General features: G+C 71.9%; 11 protein-coding genes. 9 read left to right on the top strand and 2 right to left on the bottom strand.

Annotation, left to right across the window (positions count from 1 at the left end):
• Position 1: 1 nt before the first annotated feature.
• A complete protein-coding gene (locus tag OIE47_RS16045; RefSeq protein WP_326562295.1) occupies positions 2 to 2,950 on the bottom strand; it encodes an alpha/beta fold hydrolase in 2,949 nt (982 codons plus the stop codon).
• A 370-nt stretch (positions 2,951 to 3,320) separates the two neighbouring features.
• Between OIE47_RS16045 and OIE47_RS16040 the strand changes: the two genes are divergently transcribed.
• The 8 genes from OIE47_RS16040 to OIE47_RS16005 all read left to right on the top strand — a co-directional run bounded on the left by OIE47_RS16040 (position 3,321) and on the right by OIE47_RS16005 (position 13,654).
• A complete protein-coding gene (locus tag OIE47_RS16040) occupies positions 3,321 to 4,547 on the top strand; it encodes a hypothetical protein (protein WP_326562294.1) in 1,227 nt (408 codons plus the stop codon).
• Positions 4,534 to 7,404 carry a sensor histidine kinase gene (locus OIE47_RS16035; RefSeq protein ID WP_326562293.1) on the top strand — a complete coding sequence of 957 codons (2,871 nt, stop codon included), beginning with the start codon at positions 4,534 to 4,536 and terminating at the stop codon, positions 7,402 to 7,404. Before OIE47_RS16040 ends, OIE47_RS16035 begins: the two co-directional genes overlap by 14 nt.
• Positions 7,401 to 7,877 (top strand): roadblock/LC7 domain-containing protein, encoded by a 477-nt coding sequence (locus OIE47_RS16030; RefSeq protein ID WP_326562292.1) that lies wholly within the window; start codon positions 7,401 to 7,403, stop codon positions 7,875 to 7,877. Before OIE47_RS16035 ends, OIE47_RS16030 begins: the two co-directional genes overlap by 4 nt.
• A complete protein-coding gene (locus tag OIE47_RS16025) occupies positions 7,874 to 8,374 on the top strand; it encodes a DUF742 domain-containing protein (protein WP_326562291.1) in 501 nt (166 codons plus the stop codon). Before OIE47_RS16030 ends, OIE47_RS16025 begins: the two co-directional genes overlap by 4 nt.
• A complete protein-coding gene (locus tag OIE47_RS16020; RefSeq protein WP_442792102.1) occupies positions 8,352 to 9,149 on the top strand; it encodes a GTP-binding protein in 798 nt (265 codons plus the stop codon). Before OIE47_RS16025 ends, OIE47_RS16020 begins: the two co-directional genes overlap by 23 nt.
• Before the next feature lie 38 nt (positions 9,150 to 9,187).
• On the top strand, positions 9,188 to 9,811 hold the full coding sequence (locus OIE47_RS16015) for a hypothetical protein (RefSeq protein WP_326562290.1): 624 nt from the start codon (positions 9,188 to 9,190) through the stop codon (positions 9,809 to 9,811).
• Positions 9,812 to 9,889: 78 nt separating this feature from the next.
• Complete coding sequence (locus tag OIE47_RS16010) at positions 9,890 to 12,184, top strand: AAA family ATPase (RefSeq protein WP_326562289.1); 2,295 nt, start codon at positions 9,890 to 9,892, stop codon at positions 12,182 to 12,184.
• Positions 12,185 to 12,478: 294 nt separating this feature from the next.
• Positions 12,479 to 13,654: a DUF1996 domain-containing protein gene (locus OIE47_RS16005; RefSeq protein WP_326562288.1), complete on the top strand. Its 1,176-nt coding sequence runs from the start codon at positions 12,479 to 12,481 to the stop codon at positions 13,652 to 13,654.
• Between the two features lie 77 nt (positions 13,655 to 13,731).
• Here OIE47_RS16005 and OIE47_RS16000 read toward each other — a convergent pair whose 3' ends face one another.
• A complete protein-coding gene (locus tag OIE47_RS16000; protein ID WP_326562287.1) occupies positions 13,732 to 14,445 on the bottom strand; it encodes a type 1 glutamine amidotransferase domain-containing protein in 714 nt (237 codons plus the stop codon).
• 209 nt (positions 14,446 to 14,654) lie between these two features.
• Here OIE47_RS16000 and OIE47_RS15995 point away from each other — a divergent pair, with 209 nt between their 5' ends.
• Complete coding sequence (locus OIE47_RS15995; RefSeq protein WP_326562286.1) at positions 14,655 to 15,233, top strand: CGNR zinc finger domain-containing protein; 579 nt, start codon at positions 14,655 to 14,657, stop codon at positions 15,231 to 15,233.
• Positions 15,234 to 15,266: the final 33 nt, after the last annotated feature.

Here is a 15,266-nt window from a genome sequence, read left to right as displayed (position 1 = left end):
GTCAGCGGTCCCCGCTTCCCCGTGAGTTGTCGCCGACCAGGGCGAGGAACGCGTCCTCCAGTCGGCGCCGTGGCATCACCCGGTCGACCCCCACCCCGGCCCGGACCAGTTCGGCGACCACCTCGCTGCGGGCGGTCCCGTTCACGTCCACCACCAGCGTCCCGTCCCCGTTCGACAGCACTTCCACCCCGTCGAGCCGATCGAGTACGGCACGAGCGGCGGCCGGGTCGCTGACGTCGAACTGCACGCTGGGCGACTCGCCGACGATCTCGTCGACCGGTCCGGAGGCGACGATGGTGCCCTTGTTGACCACCACGGCGTGGGTGCAGGACTGCTCCACCTCGGCCAGTAGGTGGCTGGAGACCAGCACCGCCCGGCCGCCGGTGGCGTACCGGCGCAGCACCCGGCGCATCTCGGCGATCTGCGGCGGGTCGAGCCCGTCGGTCGGTTCGTCCAGCACCAGCAGCTCGGGCAGACCGAGCATGGCCTGGGCGATCGCCAACCGCTGCCGCATCCCGTGGCTGTACGTCCTGATCCTGCGGTGCACCGAGTCACCGAGGCCGGCGATCTCCAGCGCCTCCTCGAAGTGGGCGTCGGCGAGCGGCCGCCCCGTCGCCCGCCAGTACGACCGCAGGTTCTCGATCCCGCTCAGGTGCGGCAGGAATCCGGGCCCCTCGACCAGCGAGCCGATCCGGGAGAGCACCGGCGAACCGGGGACCAGCCGGTGCCCGAAGACGAAGATCCTGCCGGCGGTCGGCTGGGTCAGCCCCATCAGCACCCGCAGGGTGGTGGTCTTGCCGGCACCGTTCGGCCCGAGCAGGCCGACCACCTGCCCCCGGTGCACCTCGAAGTCGACCCGGGAGACGGCCACGAAGCCGTCCGCGTACTCCTTGCGCAGGTCGCGGATGACCAGCGGGATGTCCGCGTACTCCGCGGTCACGGAGGTGTCGTGGCGGCGGTGCCGGCGGCGGACCACCAGCAGGACCACGACGAGCCCGACCGCGATCGCGGCGAGCAGGGCGGCCAGCGCCCAGCGCCAGAGCACTCCGGTGGTGGGGATCGGCTCCCCGGTCACCGTGGGCAGGGTGATCTGGTCGCCGCCGAGCGCGACCGAGTAGACGGTCGGTTCGACCGGGGTGGCGTAGCCCTGGTCGGAGGTGGCCACGACCAGCGCCAACCGGTGTCCGGCCTCGACCCGGTGCACGATCGCCGGCAGGGTCACCCGCGCGGGTGCGGCACCGGTCAGGTCGGCCGGGAGGCCGGTCAGCCGGACCGGGGCGATCAGGCCGCTGGGCAGTTCGGCGGTTCCGTCCGGGCCGATGTCGTAGAGCTTGACGAAGAGGACGGCCTCGCCGGTCGGTGACGCGGCCCGGATCGACACCGTCGGCGCGCCGACCACGTCGACCGGATCGGTGAGCGGTTCGGTGACGAACCGGGCGTGCTGGCCGGGCAGGTCCCCGGCCACCCCGCCGACCACGCTCGACAGCGCACCGGCGAACGGCACGGTCGAGATCGCGGCCGGGTTGCCGTTCGGCGGGTTCGCGACCTGCTGCGGTGGTCCGCCCACCGCGACCGTGCGGGTGCCGCCGCCGGCCGCCGTGTCGGTGCCGGTCAGGCCGGGGTAGTCGGCGGTTCGGAAGCCGGTGGCGACCAGGCCCCGGTCGAGTGCGTCGAAGCCGGCCAGCCGGGACCAGGTGAACCCGGTGCCGGGGTTGGCGGCGTCGCCGCGTACGTAGTGGTCGAGCCACTGCACGGTGAGGAACTTGGTCCGGTCCTGGTCGGTCTGGGGGCCGGCACCGCCGTCGTGCCCACCGGTGAACCAGGCCACGCGTACGGGGGTTCCGGCGGCGGCGATGCCACGGGCGTTGGCGTCGGCGTCGCTGAGCGGGAAGAGCGTGTCGGCCTCGCCCTGGATCAGCAGCGTCGGCGCCTTGATCCGGTCGAGTACGCCGGCCGGGCTGGACCGGCGCAGCAGGGCGACCGCCTGCTCGTTCGCCCGCCCGGTGGTGGCGATCTCCAGGTAGGCGGCGCAGACGTCGGCGGCGAACCGGCCGCAGCCCGGATTGTTCACCCCGGCTCCGGGGGCGGTCCCCGGACCGATCCCCGGACCGGGGCGGGTCGAGGGGGCCACGCTGGGCGTGACCGTCGGGGCGGCGGTCGGCCCGGTGGTCGACGCGGTGTTGCCGGGCCCTCCGGCCGGGTTGGTGCCGCCCGGTCCGAGACCGCCGAGTCCGCCGGGACCGTTGCCGCCACTGCCGAACAGGACGCCCGCCCAGCCCTTCTTGAACACCCCCTCCAGGGTGGATCCGCCGCTCGACTCGGGCAGGAAGGACGCGGCCAGGTCGTGCCAGGTGATCATCGGGACGATCGCGTCCACCCTCGGGTCGGCGGCGGCGAGCAGCAACGCCAGGCCGCCGCCGTACGAACCGCCGACGACTCCCACCCTCGGGTCACCGGTCGTGTCGGTACGGATCTCCGGCCGGGCGGCGAGCCAGTCGAGCAGTCGGGAGGCGTCCCGTACCTCGAAGTCGGGACTGTCCAGGTGGATCTCCCCGCCGCTGCGGCCGAACCCCCGCGCGGTGTACGCCAGCACCGCGTACCCGTGTTCGGCCAGCTCCTCGGCGTCGGAGCGGACCGATTCCTTTGTCCCACCGAAGCCGTGCGGCAACAGGACCGCCGGGACCGGGTCCGCGGCGGTGGCCCGATCGGGCAGGTAAAGCGTGGTGTCGAGGTCGATCGGCTGGTTTCCGTCCGGTCCGGACCGGAGGCTGATCATGCGGTCCTCGGTACGGAAGGAAACGCCCTCGGGCCAGACCGCCCACCCGACCAGGGCCGCGAGCAGCGCTATGACCAGGGCGGACGCGCCGAGTCGACGTCGCCCCAGGCGGCTCGCCGCCGACCGGACACGGTGGAGGGCACGGCGGAGCCGGGACGGCAGCGCGGAAGGCATGGGCACACCGTACGGGCCGGAACCTGTGCGGGGGCTGAGATCCGCCGTACGTCCGTCCGGTCAACCCGATCGGTGATCGAAATGCATCGTACGAACATCCCAAGGCCGAGCACGGGAGGACAAATTCGGACTATGTGAATTCCGATCTACCAGGACATTAAGCTCAATCGATACATGTCGCTCGACAATAAGCACGCAGAGTCACGAATATGAGTACCCGCAACCACAGGTCCGCAACTGACGTGAAACTGACTGTTCGTGATGGACGGACGGAGTCGGACGTTCAGTTAGTTTTCCGCTCCGGTGGGCGGGACCCCGGCGGCCTCGGCGCCCACCACCGGACCTTGGCCGTCGCCGGAGGAGATACACGATGACAGTTCCCGCGCAGCGGCCCCGACGATGGCCGAACGCGCCCGGTAACGCACTGCGCCTGTTCCTCGTGGTGATCTTGTTGGTGCCGGTTGCCGTGCTCTTCGTACAGCTACAGCGATCGGTCGACGCCGATCAGGAACTGGCCGGCCGGGAACAGCACGGGGTCGAGTATCTGCGCTCGCTCGCCGACGTGACGGTGGCCCTCACCGAGGCCCAGTCGGCGACCGTGGCCGGCCGCCCGGTGCTGCGCGAGGCCCTGGCCACGGCGGTGGAACGGACCACCGCCGTCGACACCCGGCTCGGCGCCGAACTGCGCACCCGCGAGCGGTGGGCCGGCGTACGGGCCAAGATCGAGGCCCTGCCCGACCGCGGCGGACCCAGCAACCCCGAGGCCGCGTACACCGTCTACCGCGAGGCCGCCGACCTGCTGCTGGCCCTCTACGCCAAGGTGCGGGAGAGCTCCGGACTGATGCGCGACCCCGAGGCCGACTCGTACTACCTCCAGGATGCCGTCGGGGAGGAACTACCCAACGCGATGGTCGCCGCCGGACGGCTCGCCGACCTCGCGGTGATCGGAGCGGCCCGACGGTCCACCGAACGCCTGACCACGGTCGCCGAGCTGACCGCCGCCCGTACGTCGCTGCTCGACCCGGCCGCCGACCTGATCGACTCCCTGCAGTCCGCGGTGGAGAGCACCGACAGCCCCAACCTCGGTGGCAACCTGCTCAACCAGCTCGACAGCTACCAGCGCGCGACCGAGGCCCTCAGCGCGTCGGCCGCGCTGACCGACGGCACCTCCCAGGCCGATCTGACCCAGATCGCCGGGGCCCGGGTGACCGCCCACGCCGCCGCCGAGCAACTCTCCGCGATCATCCTCACCGAACTCTCCGCCCTGATCGACGCCCGCAACAACCGGTTGGCCCGCGACCAGCAGGTCACCTACGGCGCCGCCGCCCTGGCACTGGTGCTCATGGCCGGCCTGGCCACGGCGATCGTGCTCAGCGGCCGTCGTCGCGGCACCGCACCGGCCGCACCGGGCACCCCGGACGGCCCTGTGGCCGAGCCGGTCAGCGCCGAACCGGGCCGCTGGGACGCACTCGCCGAATGGTCCGCCTCCGGACCGGCCGGCGCACCGGGCACGCAACCGCCCGGTCGTCCGGTCGCCACGGCCGGTGCCGGTTCCGACGGCCCCGGCGGTTGGGGGCGTTCCGATGCTGCTCGGTAGGCTCCGGATCCGGGCCAAGCTCGCGCTGCTGGTCATCACCCCGCTGATCACCATGGTCGGCCTGGCCGTACCGGTGGTCGTCGAACGGGTGAGCCAGGCCAGCCGCGCCGCCGACACCGCCGAGGCGGTACGCACCGCCGGCCGGATCGGCTCGCTGGTGCAGGAGTTGCAGCAGGAACGGCTGCTCTCCATCGGCTACCTGCTCGGCCACGCCACCCGCTCCACGCTGATCCAGCAGTCGGCCACGGTCAGCGACGAGATCGCCGACCTGCGCGCCGACCTCGGGGACAAGCTCACCGACCGGGTGTCGACCGCGATCGCCGGAGTGCAGCAGCTCGCCGAGTTGCGTACCGCGGTGCTCAGCCGCAAGGCCACCCCGGAGCAGGTCCTGGGCAAGTTCGGGCCGATCAACGTGGCGCTGATCGAATCCCTGCACCTGATGGACGGGGTGGACACCGCCACGCCGCAGGGGCGCCAGGTCGTCGCACTCGACGCGGTGCTCCGTACGGACGAGGGGATCAGCGCCGGGGCGTCGATCATCGTGCTCGTGGTCGCGAGCAAGGACCAGGCCGCGATCACCGCGTACGTCGGCAACATGGCCGCCCTGACGGTCAACACGACCCGGTTCAGCGCCTTCGCCACACCGGAACAGAACGCGCTCTACCGGCTGGTCGAGGACGCGGTGGCGAACCGGACCAGCAGCGAGTTCCTCACCCGGTTCGTCCAGGACCCCGAGGGCACGATCGCCGGGTTCAGCATGCAACGGCTCTTCCCCGCGGTCGCCTCCCTGATCACCCTCGGGCAGTTCGTGGAGAAGCGGATCGTCACCGATGTCATCCGCCAGGTGACGGCGGAACAGCGGGCGGCGCTGACCACTGCGTACTGGGTCGGCGGGCTGGTTCTGCTCACCCTCCTGGTGGTGGTCCTGCTCAGCCTGGCGGTGGCCCGTACGGTCGCCCGGCCGCTGATCCGGCTCACCCAGTCCGCCGACCGGGTGGCCAGGGTCGCCGAGGGGGAACTGGTCCGGATCGCCGACGACGAGTCCGAGTCGGCCACCTCGATCCGACTGGACCCGGTCGACATCCGGGCCCGCGACGAGATCGGCGACCTGGCCCGCGCCTTCGACCGGGTGCAGGGTACGGCGGCCCGCCTGGTCGAACGGCAGGCGGCGAGCCGGCGCAACGTGGCGCAGATGTTCGGTCACGTCGGCCGGCGGACGCAGAACCTGGTCGGCCGGCAGATCGCCCTGATCGACCGGTTGGAGCACCAGGAGACCGACCCCACCCGACTGCAGCACCTCTACCGCCTCGACCACGTCTCCAGCCGACTGCGCCGCAGCGCGAGCAGCCTGGTTGTCCTCTCCGGCTCGGCCGGCGCCGACGGGCACGTGGCGCCGATGCCGCTCGGCGACGTCGTCCGGCTCGCCCTCGGTGAGATCGAGGACTACACCCGGGTCGACGTCCAGGTACGGGTCGACATGGGCGTGGCACCGGCGGTCATCGGTGATCTCGTACTGACCCTGGCCGAGTTGATGGAGAACGCCACCGCCTTCTCCCCGCCGCACACCCGGGTGACGGTCACCGGCGAGGTGGTCGAGGGCGGGGTGAAGCTGACCCTGGTCGACCACGGCATCGGCATGACCGGCGAACGGTTGACCGAGGAGAACGCCCGGTTGACCCTGCGGGAACGGCTCGACCTGGCCCCGACCGAGGTGCTCGGACTCTTCGTGGTCGGTCGGTTGGCCCGCCGGCACGGCTGGCAGGTGACCCTGTCGGCGACCTCCGGCGGCGGGGTGACCGTGGAGATCGAGATCGCCGACCGGCTCCTGGTGGCCCGCCGGACCGAGTCGTCGGCGGTCGCGGTGGCGCGGGCCACCGTACCGACGACATCACTGACCTGGGCGGAGGTCGTGCAGAACGCGGATCCGGCCCCGGCCGGGACGTTGCCGACCCGGAAACCGGCGCCGATCGGACCGGTCGCCGACCCGATCCGGGCGCTGGTCAGCACGCCACTCGCCCCACCGGTGCAGGCCGAACCGGCGCAGGCCCAGCCGGTCCAGACCGAGCCGGTCCAGACCGAGCCCTCGCAGCTCACGGCGCCCCAGGTCGCACCGGTGCAGCTCACGCCGAGCGGGCCGGGTGAACCCGAACCGGGAGCCGGGCGCAGCGGAGTCGAGGCGCCGGCCGGGGCCCGTACGGAACTGGACGCGTTGCCGGTCGAGAGCCTGGTGGAGCCGGTGTTCGACGCGGCGCTGCTGGACCGGGCCAGCCGGTCGCTGGCGGCGGGCGTGCCATGGAACGCGTTCGCCGGGGCACCGGTCGACGGTACGACCGCCCCGGCCGGGTCGGGCGACACCCGGGAGGCGGCGACGGCGGCCGACGAAGCCGGTGCCGCCAAGGCGCTCGGACTGCGCCAGCGGGTCCCCGGCGCCCAGTTGCCCGCCAACAACGGACCCGGCGCGGCCGGCCGGGGACCGGGCCGCAACAGCGGCCCTCAGCCGGCCGACCCCTCCGTGGTCCGCGCGCTGATCGAGGAGTTCGAAGCCGGCGTACGACGGGCGCAGCGCCAGCAGCCGGGAACGACCTCCCCGGTCGGGGAGCCGGAGGGGGCGACCCGGGGCGTGGCACCGGAGGTGGCCCCGGTAGCGGCGGGACCGGTGCAGCTCACCCGGCGGGTACCGGGCCGCAACCTGGAGCCGACCGGACCGGCACCCCGCTGGGACCGGCACCGGTCCGGCAGCCGCCCCGACAACCCGGATGAGGTCCGGAACCTCGTCACCCAGTTCGAGGCCGGGGTGGCCCGTGCCCTGAGCGAAGTCCGTACCGACCACCGTCACGAAGAGGAAACACCACGATGACCAGCCCCTTCATCCGCGACAGCATCGACCGTGAGCAGTCCGGTGCGGCCACCGGAGAGCTCAGCCAGGAAGCCCGGACCTTCAACTGGCTGCTGGACTCGTTCACCACCAACACGGCCGGGGTGGTCGAGGCGATCGCGGTCTCGTCCGACGGACTGCTGATGGCGATGTCCGCGATCAAGGACCGGTCCAACGCGGAGCGACTCGCAGCGGTCGTCTCCGGCATGACCAGCCTCGCCGGGGGCGCGGCCAACTGGTACTCACTCGGCGGACTGAATCGGGTGATCGTGGACATGACCGACGGTTATCTGCTGGTCAGCTCGATCAGCAGTGGCTCCGTACTCGGCGTCGTCGCTGACCGCTCAGCAAACCTGGGCACGGTCGCGTACGAGATGACGCTCTTCGCGGGCCGGGCGGGAAGTGCGCTCACGCCTCGGCTCATCGTCGAGTTGAAGAACTCCGTACAGTCGTGACCCGGCCCGCGGCCGGCGCGGGGAGAGAGCCCGAGCCGGCCATCCGGATCCGCCCCTACCTGCAGGCGGCGGCGTCGAGACCCGGCGAACCCGATCCGGAGATCGACAGCGACGTCTCCAACGCGGAGTCGGGGTTCGGCGCCCCGGTGCCACAGGGGCTGCGGCCGTTTGTCCTCACCGCCGGCCGGGTGGACAGCGTCGACCCGGCGATCTGCCTGGAGACGCAGGTCACCGCCCGGCCGGACGGGCCCTCCTGGACCAGTCCGCCGCTGGGTCGACTCGCACCGGAGCTACAGGACATCGTCACGCTCTGCGCCGAACCGATGTCGGTGGCCGAGATCTCCGCTCGCTTGCGGTTGCATCTCGGCGTAACCAAGATTCTGGTCGGTGACCTCCGGGCCACCGGTCACCTCGATGTGCACACCTATGACATCGAGGATGCCCACGACCCCGACCTCATTCTGCGAGTGATCGATGGACTTCGTGCGATCTCCTGAGTGGCTGGCCGCCCCGACGGCCGCCAGCTCCCCCGTCAACAGTGCGCCGAGTCGGTACGGCGGACCGGCCAGCCACGGCGGACCGGGTGGCAACGCCATCCCGGCCGGGTACGTCGGGCCGTCCGCGCCCGCCGCCCGGCACGCCCGCCCGAGCGCCGGTCTCGACTACGGGGAGCCGATGGGGGCCGGCGGAGCCGCACCGGGTCGTCCCAAGTCCGCGCCGATCCCGGTGAAGATCCTCATCGCCGGTGGCTTCGGCGTCGGTAAGACCACCACGGTCGGTGCCATCTCGGAGATCGCACCGCTGACCACCGAGGCGGAGATGACCACCGCCGGAATCGGCGTGGACGACCCCGGCACCCGGTCGGAGAAGACCACGACAACCGTGGCGATGGACTTCGGCTGCGTCACCATCGACCGCAGTCTGAAGCTCTACCTCTTCGGCACTCCCGGTCAGTCCAGGTTCGGTTTCATGTGGGACGACCTGGCCCGGGGGGCCCTCGGGGCGCTGGTTGTCGTCGACAGCGCCCGGCTGGATGACTGCTACCCTGCGATCGACTTCTTCGAGCGCGCGAGACTGCCCTTTGTCGTCGCGGTGAACGCGTTCGACGGACAGCTCGCCCACGACCTGGACTCGATCCGGTGGGCGCTGGCGATCGGCGAACATGTGCCGCTGGTGCGGTTCGACGCCCGGGATCGGCTATCGGTACGCGACGCCCTGCTGGTCGTCCTGGACCGTGCGCTGGACCGGGCGATCCGGGAGCGGGAGTCGTAGCCCGTGACCAGGGCACGACGGTCGGGAAAGGTGGCGTGATGCGAGGCGAGTTGGACGACGCGCTGGCCCGGATGGCCCGGCGGGAGGAGTTGCTGCGGCGGCGCTCCGGCGCGCCTACGGAGGGTGATCGACCCCCGGTCGACGCACCCCGCCCGGCGGCCGAGAGCAACCACCCGCCGGCCGACAGCGGCCGTTATCCGGTCGAGGGCAACCGCTACCAGGCCGAACCCACCCGGTCCCCGAACGCCGGTCTCCGTCCCCCGGCCGAGACCATCCGCTCGTCGACGGAGAACCTCCGGTCCGCGGGCGCGAGCGTCCGGCCGCCCGTGCCGGCGCAGCGCACCCCGGTCGACGACGTGGCCGACGCGGTCCGGCGGGTGGTCGCCCACCATCCGGGCCTCACCGTCCGCCTGTCGATGGAGCAGGGTACGTCGCACGCCGCCATCCGGGTCGGCTGGTCGGAGGGGAGGGTGACGGTGGTCCCGGCCGACGAACCGGTGGCACCCGTACCGGCTCCGGCCCCGCCGACCTGGCCGCTGCCGGTGCAGCCGATGCCGGGCTGGGCGGCGGCGCCCGGCGAGTCGTCGGTCGACTCGGCCGCCCGGCTGGCCGAACTGATCCGGCGGGACCCGTCGCTGCTCGGCGGCTCCGACGAGCAGTGACGTGCCCGGCCGGGCCGTAACGACGGGGCGAGCCCGGGAAGACGGATCCGGGGTGCTTCCGGCGGCTACGCTCGGCCGGTGGCCGAGCCCGATCTCATTCTCACCGCGAACCTGCGATCGGCGACCCTGGACGCCCGCCGGGGCATCGTCCGGCTGCATCCGACCGTACTGACCGCGTTGGGGCTGCATCCCGGTGATCCCGTACGGCTGACCGGTCGCCGTACCACCGCCGGCATCGTGGCCCGTGCGGAGACGGGCACCGGCCGGGACCTGCTGCACGCCGACGATCTCCTGCTCGGCAACCTGGGCGTGCGCGCCGGTGACCCGGTGACGGTCGCACCGGCGCCGGTGGTCGCCGCCCGTCGGGTGGTCCTGGCCGGACCGCCGGAGGTCACCGCGGTCGTACGGGCGGAGCTGCTCCGGCTCGCCCTGCTCGGCAAGCTGGTCACCGTGGGCGACGACGTGTCGCTGCTGCCCCGGGACGTCCTGCCGGACGAGGGGGTGCGGGCCCTGCTCGACGCCGCCCGGCGGAGCCTGGCCAACACCATGGGGTACGCCTGGACCAGCACCCTGGTCACCGTCACCGCCGCCGAGCCCTCGTCCGCCGCCCTGGTCACCATGGACACCGTTGTCGGCTGGTCCGACGACCTCCCGACGAGCACAGCCCCGGCACCGGCCGCCCGCACCGGGGCGACCGCGAACGCCGCTACGGAACGGGCCCGGCTGCCACTCCCCGACCGGAACACCGCCCCCCTCGCGAACAGCACCCCGCCCCGAACCGCCACCGCCGAACCGGTGGCGGAACCGACGCCGAGCCTGGCCGACCTGCCCGGCGTACGGGCCCAGGCGCAGGCGCTGAGCGAGCTGCTCGACCTCGGCTTCCACCACGGAGAGGTGCTGGGGCGGCTCGGCACCACCGTCTCCCTCGGTGTGCTGATCACCGGTGCGGCCGGGTCCGGCAAGTCCGCGCTGGTCCGAGCGGTGGCCGGCACGGTGGGAGCACGGGTCGAGGCGATCTGGGCACCCGAGTTGGCGGCCCTGACCAACGACGCCGCCGCCCGCCGGCTGGACGAGGTCACCACCTCGGTACGCGCCGACGGTCCGGCCGTACTCCTGGTGACGGATGTCGAGGCGCTCGCCCCGTACGAGCAGCCGGGTCCGCTGGCCACCGTGTTCCGGCAGTTGCTCGGCGAGACGATCCGGGCCGGTGCCGCCGTGGTCTGCACGACCAGCCGTCCGGAGGCGGTGGACCCGTCGCTGCGCGCCCCGGACCTGCTGTCGCTGGAACTGGCGGTGCCGCTGCCGGACACCGCCCTGCGGCGGGAGCAGTTGACCGTACTGACCCGGCAGATGCCGCTCGCCGAGGACGTACGCCTGGACGAGGTCGCCGCCCGTACACCCGGATTTGTCGCCGCCGACCTGGCCGCGCTGGCCCGCGAGGCCGGGGTCCGGGCGGCGTTGCGTCAACGCACGGACGCCTCGCCGGTGGTGGCGATGCTCGACTTCACCGCCGCGCTGGAGGTGGTCCGCCCCACCTCGATGTCGTCGTCGACGCTGCGGCTGGCGACGGTGACGCTGGACGACGTCGGTGACATGGCGGAGGTCAAGGAGACGCTGACCGAGTCGGTGCTCTGGCCGCTCACCTATCCGGACACGTTCGCCCGGCTCGGGGTGCAGCCGCCGCGCGGGGTGCTGCTCTACGGCCCGCCCGGCTGCGGCAAGACGTTCCTGGTCACCGCGCTCGCGGGCTCGGGGCGGGCGAACGTGCTGTCGGTCAAGGGCGCCGAACTGCTCTCGAAGTGGGTCGGCGAGAGCGAACGTGCCGTACGCGAACTGTTCCGCCGGGCCCGCGACGCCGCACCGACACTGATCTTCCTGGACGAGGTGGACGCGCTCGCCCCGACCCGTGGCCAGGCCACCGACGGCGGCACCACGGACCGGGTGGTCGCCGCCCTGCTGACCGAACTCGACGGGGTGGAGACCCTGCGGAACGTGATAGTGGTCGGGGCGACGAACCGACCCGACCTGGTCGACCCGGCGCTGCTGCGTCCGGGCCGGCTGGAGCGGCTGGTCTACGTACCGCCGCCGGACGCCGGTGGCCGGGCCGACATCCTGCGCGCGGTGGCGAAGCCGGTCCCGCTCGCACCGGACGTGGACCTGGTGACGGTGGCGGAGTCGCTGGACGGGTTCTCGGCGGCCGACTGTGCGGCGCTGATCCGGGAGGCCGCGCTGGTCGCGATGCGGGAGTCACTGTCCGCGGCCACGGTCACCGCCGCGCACGTCGCCGCCGCCCGCAAACGGGTACGGGGGTCGCTCGATCCCGTCCAGGTCGCCTGGCTCGCCGCGTACGCGGAGCAGCACAGTCCCGGCTGACCCACGATATTGTCAGTTGTTTTTTCGTAATCCCCATGTGCAGGAATGGTCCTTCGATGCCTTCGAAGGACAATTCTCGCTACCCGCTTTAAGAAGGCTTTAAGAAACTTTCGGGTACGGGTCGAAAGCGCCTAACATACGGCGGCCGTGGCCGTCCGGTCAGCTTGTCGTGTCTTGCTTGTTGGGGAGTAACCCGTGTCATACAGCTCGTTCCGCGAACCCGACGCAAGTCCGCCGCCACGTCCCGGCCTCCTGGGGCGACTCGCCGGTAACAGGCTGAGCATGGTCGCCGGTGTGACCGCCAGCGCGGCCGCGGTCGTGATCGTCGTCGCGGCCGCAGCCGTGTACCTGGGTGGCGACCCGGCCGCCGAGCCCGATCCGGCGAACGCGGCCAACTCCCTCGCGTACGCCTCGCCGTCGACCGGGCAGACGAACGGTCAGCCCGGGCAGACGGAGGCGCTCGGCTCGCTGCCGTCGGCCACCCCGGCGGCATCGGGGTCGGCCCCTCCGGCCGGCGGGGCGTCGCCGTCGGCAGCGGCGGGGGCGGCGGGGCCGCAGGCCGTGACCAGGCCGAAGAACACCGCGCCCGGTTGGCTCCCGGTTGACGACGCGGCGTGGAAGGCACAGGTCAACGCGTACAACGCGCTGAAGATCGACCCCGTTCCGGCCGGCGTGGGCAATCTCCCGGAGTTCCGCGCGGACTGCCAGTACAGCCACCGGCTGCCGGACGACCCGATCGTCGTGCCCGGCCTTCCGGGCGCCTCGCACATGCACTCGTTCGTCGGCAACAAGGCCGTTGACGCGCACACCGTGGCCGAGGACCTGACGAAGTTCACGGCCACCTCCTGCAAGCCGATCCAGGACCACTCCGCCTACTGGGTGCCGACGCTCTACGACAACGGAACCGGCCAGCCGGTCGAGACCACGGGTTTCCGGGTCTACTACCGCGCGCAGACGAAGAACCCGGCCGGTCAGCTGCCAATGCCGAACGGCCTGCGCATGATCAGTGGCGACGCCAAGAAGAGGACGCCGACGCCGCGCGGCGCGACCGGCCAGTTCTACTGCGCCTTCTACGGCCCCGGCGACCTCGACGGCATCGCCCGCAGCACCAACGGCAACTGGCCCATCTGCGGCGGGGACGCCACGCTGCACTTCATGATGCAGTTCCCGGGGTGCTGGGACGGCAAGCACCTGGACAGCCCCAACCACAAGGACCACGTGGCGTACCCCTCCGGCGACGCCTGCCCGTCGAGTCACCCGGTGAAGATCCCGGCGATCACCTTCGACATCCAGTACGGCGTGAAGGGCACCCCCGCGGGCTACTACCTCTCCTCCGACAAGGAGGGCAAGAGCGCCTCGTCGATGCACGGTGACGCGTTTGTCATGTGGGACACCACCACCATGAACAAGCGCACCAAGAACTGCGTTTTCCAGCGCAGGACCTGCGACAACAACGGGTACCAGAAGTAACACCGACGCGACTCCCCGGCTCACGGCAGAACAGCGCCGTGAGCCGGCGGGTGCGTTTCGCGGCCGGTGCCGGGCGCTCAGGCGCGGTCGGCCAGCTCCTTCAGGATGGCCTTGGCCGCCGCCTCGCCGGACGCGGGGTTCTGACCGGTGACCAGGTTGCCGTCGACCACCACGTACGACCCCCAGGCCGGACCGGACGTGAACTCGGCGCCGCCCCCACGGAGCCGCTCCTCCAACAGCCAGAGGGCGTTGGCGGCGAGACCGGTCTGGGTCTCCTCCTCGTCGGTGAACGCGGTGAGCTTGCGTCCCTTGAACAGCCAGTTGCCGTCCGGGTTGCCGGCGGAGAAGAAGCTCGCCTGGCCGTGGCAGAGAGCGGCGACCACCTTGCTCTCGTCGGGCAGCAGGGTGGCCAGCACCCGGGCGACGTCGGGGTTCACCGCCAGGTCCTGCATCGGGCCGTGACCACCGGGGATGAGTACACCGTCGAAGTCGGCGGGGTCGATGTCCTCCAGCCGGGCGGGCTTTTCCAGCAGGTGGGCGACCCGCTCCAGGTACGCCCTGAGGTCGGCCACCTTCTCGACGTCGCCCCCGTTCGTCTCCGGCACCAGGCTGAACTCGTCGGCGACGGGGACCAGTCCGCCGGGGGTGGCAATGGTGACGTTCACTCCGGCCTCGGTGAGCAGGCGGTGCGGCACCACGAACTCCTCGCCCCAGAAGCCGGTGGGGCGTTGACCCCCGTCCCGCAGGCTCCAGGTGCGGGCCGAGGTCAGGATCATAAGAATCGATGGCATGAATACTCCCTGGGTGACGCGGCCCCACAACGGGCCGCCGATCGGTGTCGGGCGCGCCACGAACCGCGCCGCTGCAACGACCGTATCACCTTCGGTCCTAACGGCAAGTCGAGCAGCATCGTGTGCGTTATTGCCGTAGTGACTTAGCTCATCACCTCGGCATCAGGCCCGAGGTACGGTAGTTTTGTCGCACGAGGAGGTGGTTGACCATGCCGGGAACGGAGGCGGACGCCTGTGCGCCCAGCGTGTGTGACAGCTCGGATCTGATCCTGGGCTTCGTCAACACCCGCCCCACGGGCGACGGACAACCCGAGTTGCTCGACGGCCGGACCGGGCTGGCCGACTGGCTGACCAGAGCCGGCCTCGCCGACGCCGCTCCCTCCGCCACGTACTCCGACGCAGTCGCCGCCCAGGAGCTACGCGCGGCCTTCGTCACGATCCTCCGGTCGCACGCCGGCTGCGTCGACGACGAAACGGCGGTTCCGGACGCCGAGGCATATCTCCAGCGCATCGCGGAGCGCTACCCGCTCACCCCGAGGATCAGTGCCGAGGGCTGCACGCTCGTCGCGTCCCAGTCCGGCGTACCGGGGGCGTTCGGCTCGCTCTTCGCCGCCGTCGCGGACCTCGCCGCCCGGGGCGGCTGGTCGCGGGTGAAGGTGTGCAAGAACTCCTCCTGCCACTCCGGCTTTTTCGACAAGACCCGCAACACCTCCGGCCTCTACTGCAGTGCCACCTGCGGCTCCCAGGCCTCAATGCGCGCCTACCGCAACCGCCTCAAAACCGCCTAACCCCCTCCCCACCCCCACCCCCACCCACCCCAC

It is taken from the genome of Micromonospora sp. NBC_01796 (assembly GCF_035917455.1).
In the GTDB taxonomy this organism is placed as follows: domain Bacteria; phylum Actinomycetota; class Actinomycetes; order Mycobacteriales; family Micromonosporaceae; genus Micromonospora_G.
Note: the sequence above shows the minus strand (reverse complement) of the source record. Positions and strands in the feature narration are given on the sequence as shown.

Coding starts and splice junctions, on each gene's coding strand:
- OIE47_RS16040 (WP_326562294.1), top strand. CDS start 3,321: ATGACAGTTCCCGCGCAGCGGCCCCGACGATGGCCGAACGCGCCCGGT.
- OIE47_RS16020 (WP_442792102.1), top strand. CDS start 8,352: ATGGACTTCGTGCGATCTCCTGAGTGGCTGGCCGCCCCGACGGCCGCC.
- OIE47_RS16045 (WP_326562295.1), bottom strand. CDS start 2,950: ATGCCTTCCGCGCTGCCGTCCCGGCTCCGCCGTGCCCTCCACCGTGTC.
- OIE47_RS16030 (WP_326562292.1), top strand. CDS start 7,401: ATGACCAGCCCCTTCATCCGCGACAGCATCGACCGTGAGCAGTCCGGT.
- OIE47_RS16035 (WP_326562293.1), top strand. CDS start 4,534: ATGCTGCTCGGTAGGCTCCGGATCCGGGCCAAGCTCGCGCTGCTGGTC.
- OIE47_RS16015 (WP_326562290.1), top strand. CDS start 9,188: ATGCGAGGCGAGTTGGACGACGCGCTGGCCCGGATGGCCCGGCGGGAG.
- OIE47_RS15995 (WP_326562286.1), top strand. CDS start 14,655: ATGCCGGGAACGGAGGCGGACGCCTGTGCGCCCAGCGTGTGTGACAGC.
- OIE47_RS16000 (WP_326562287.1), bottom strand. CDS start 14,445: ATGCCATCGATTCTTATGATCCTGACCTCGGCCCGCACCTGGAGCCTG.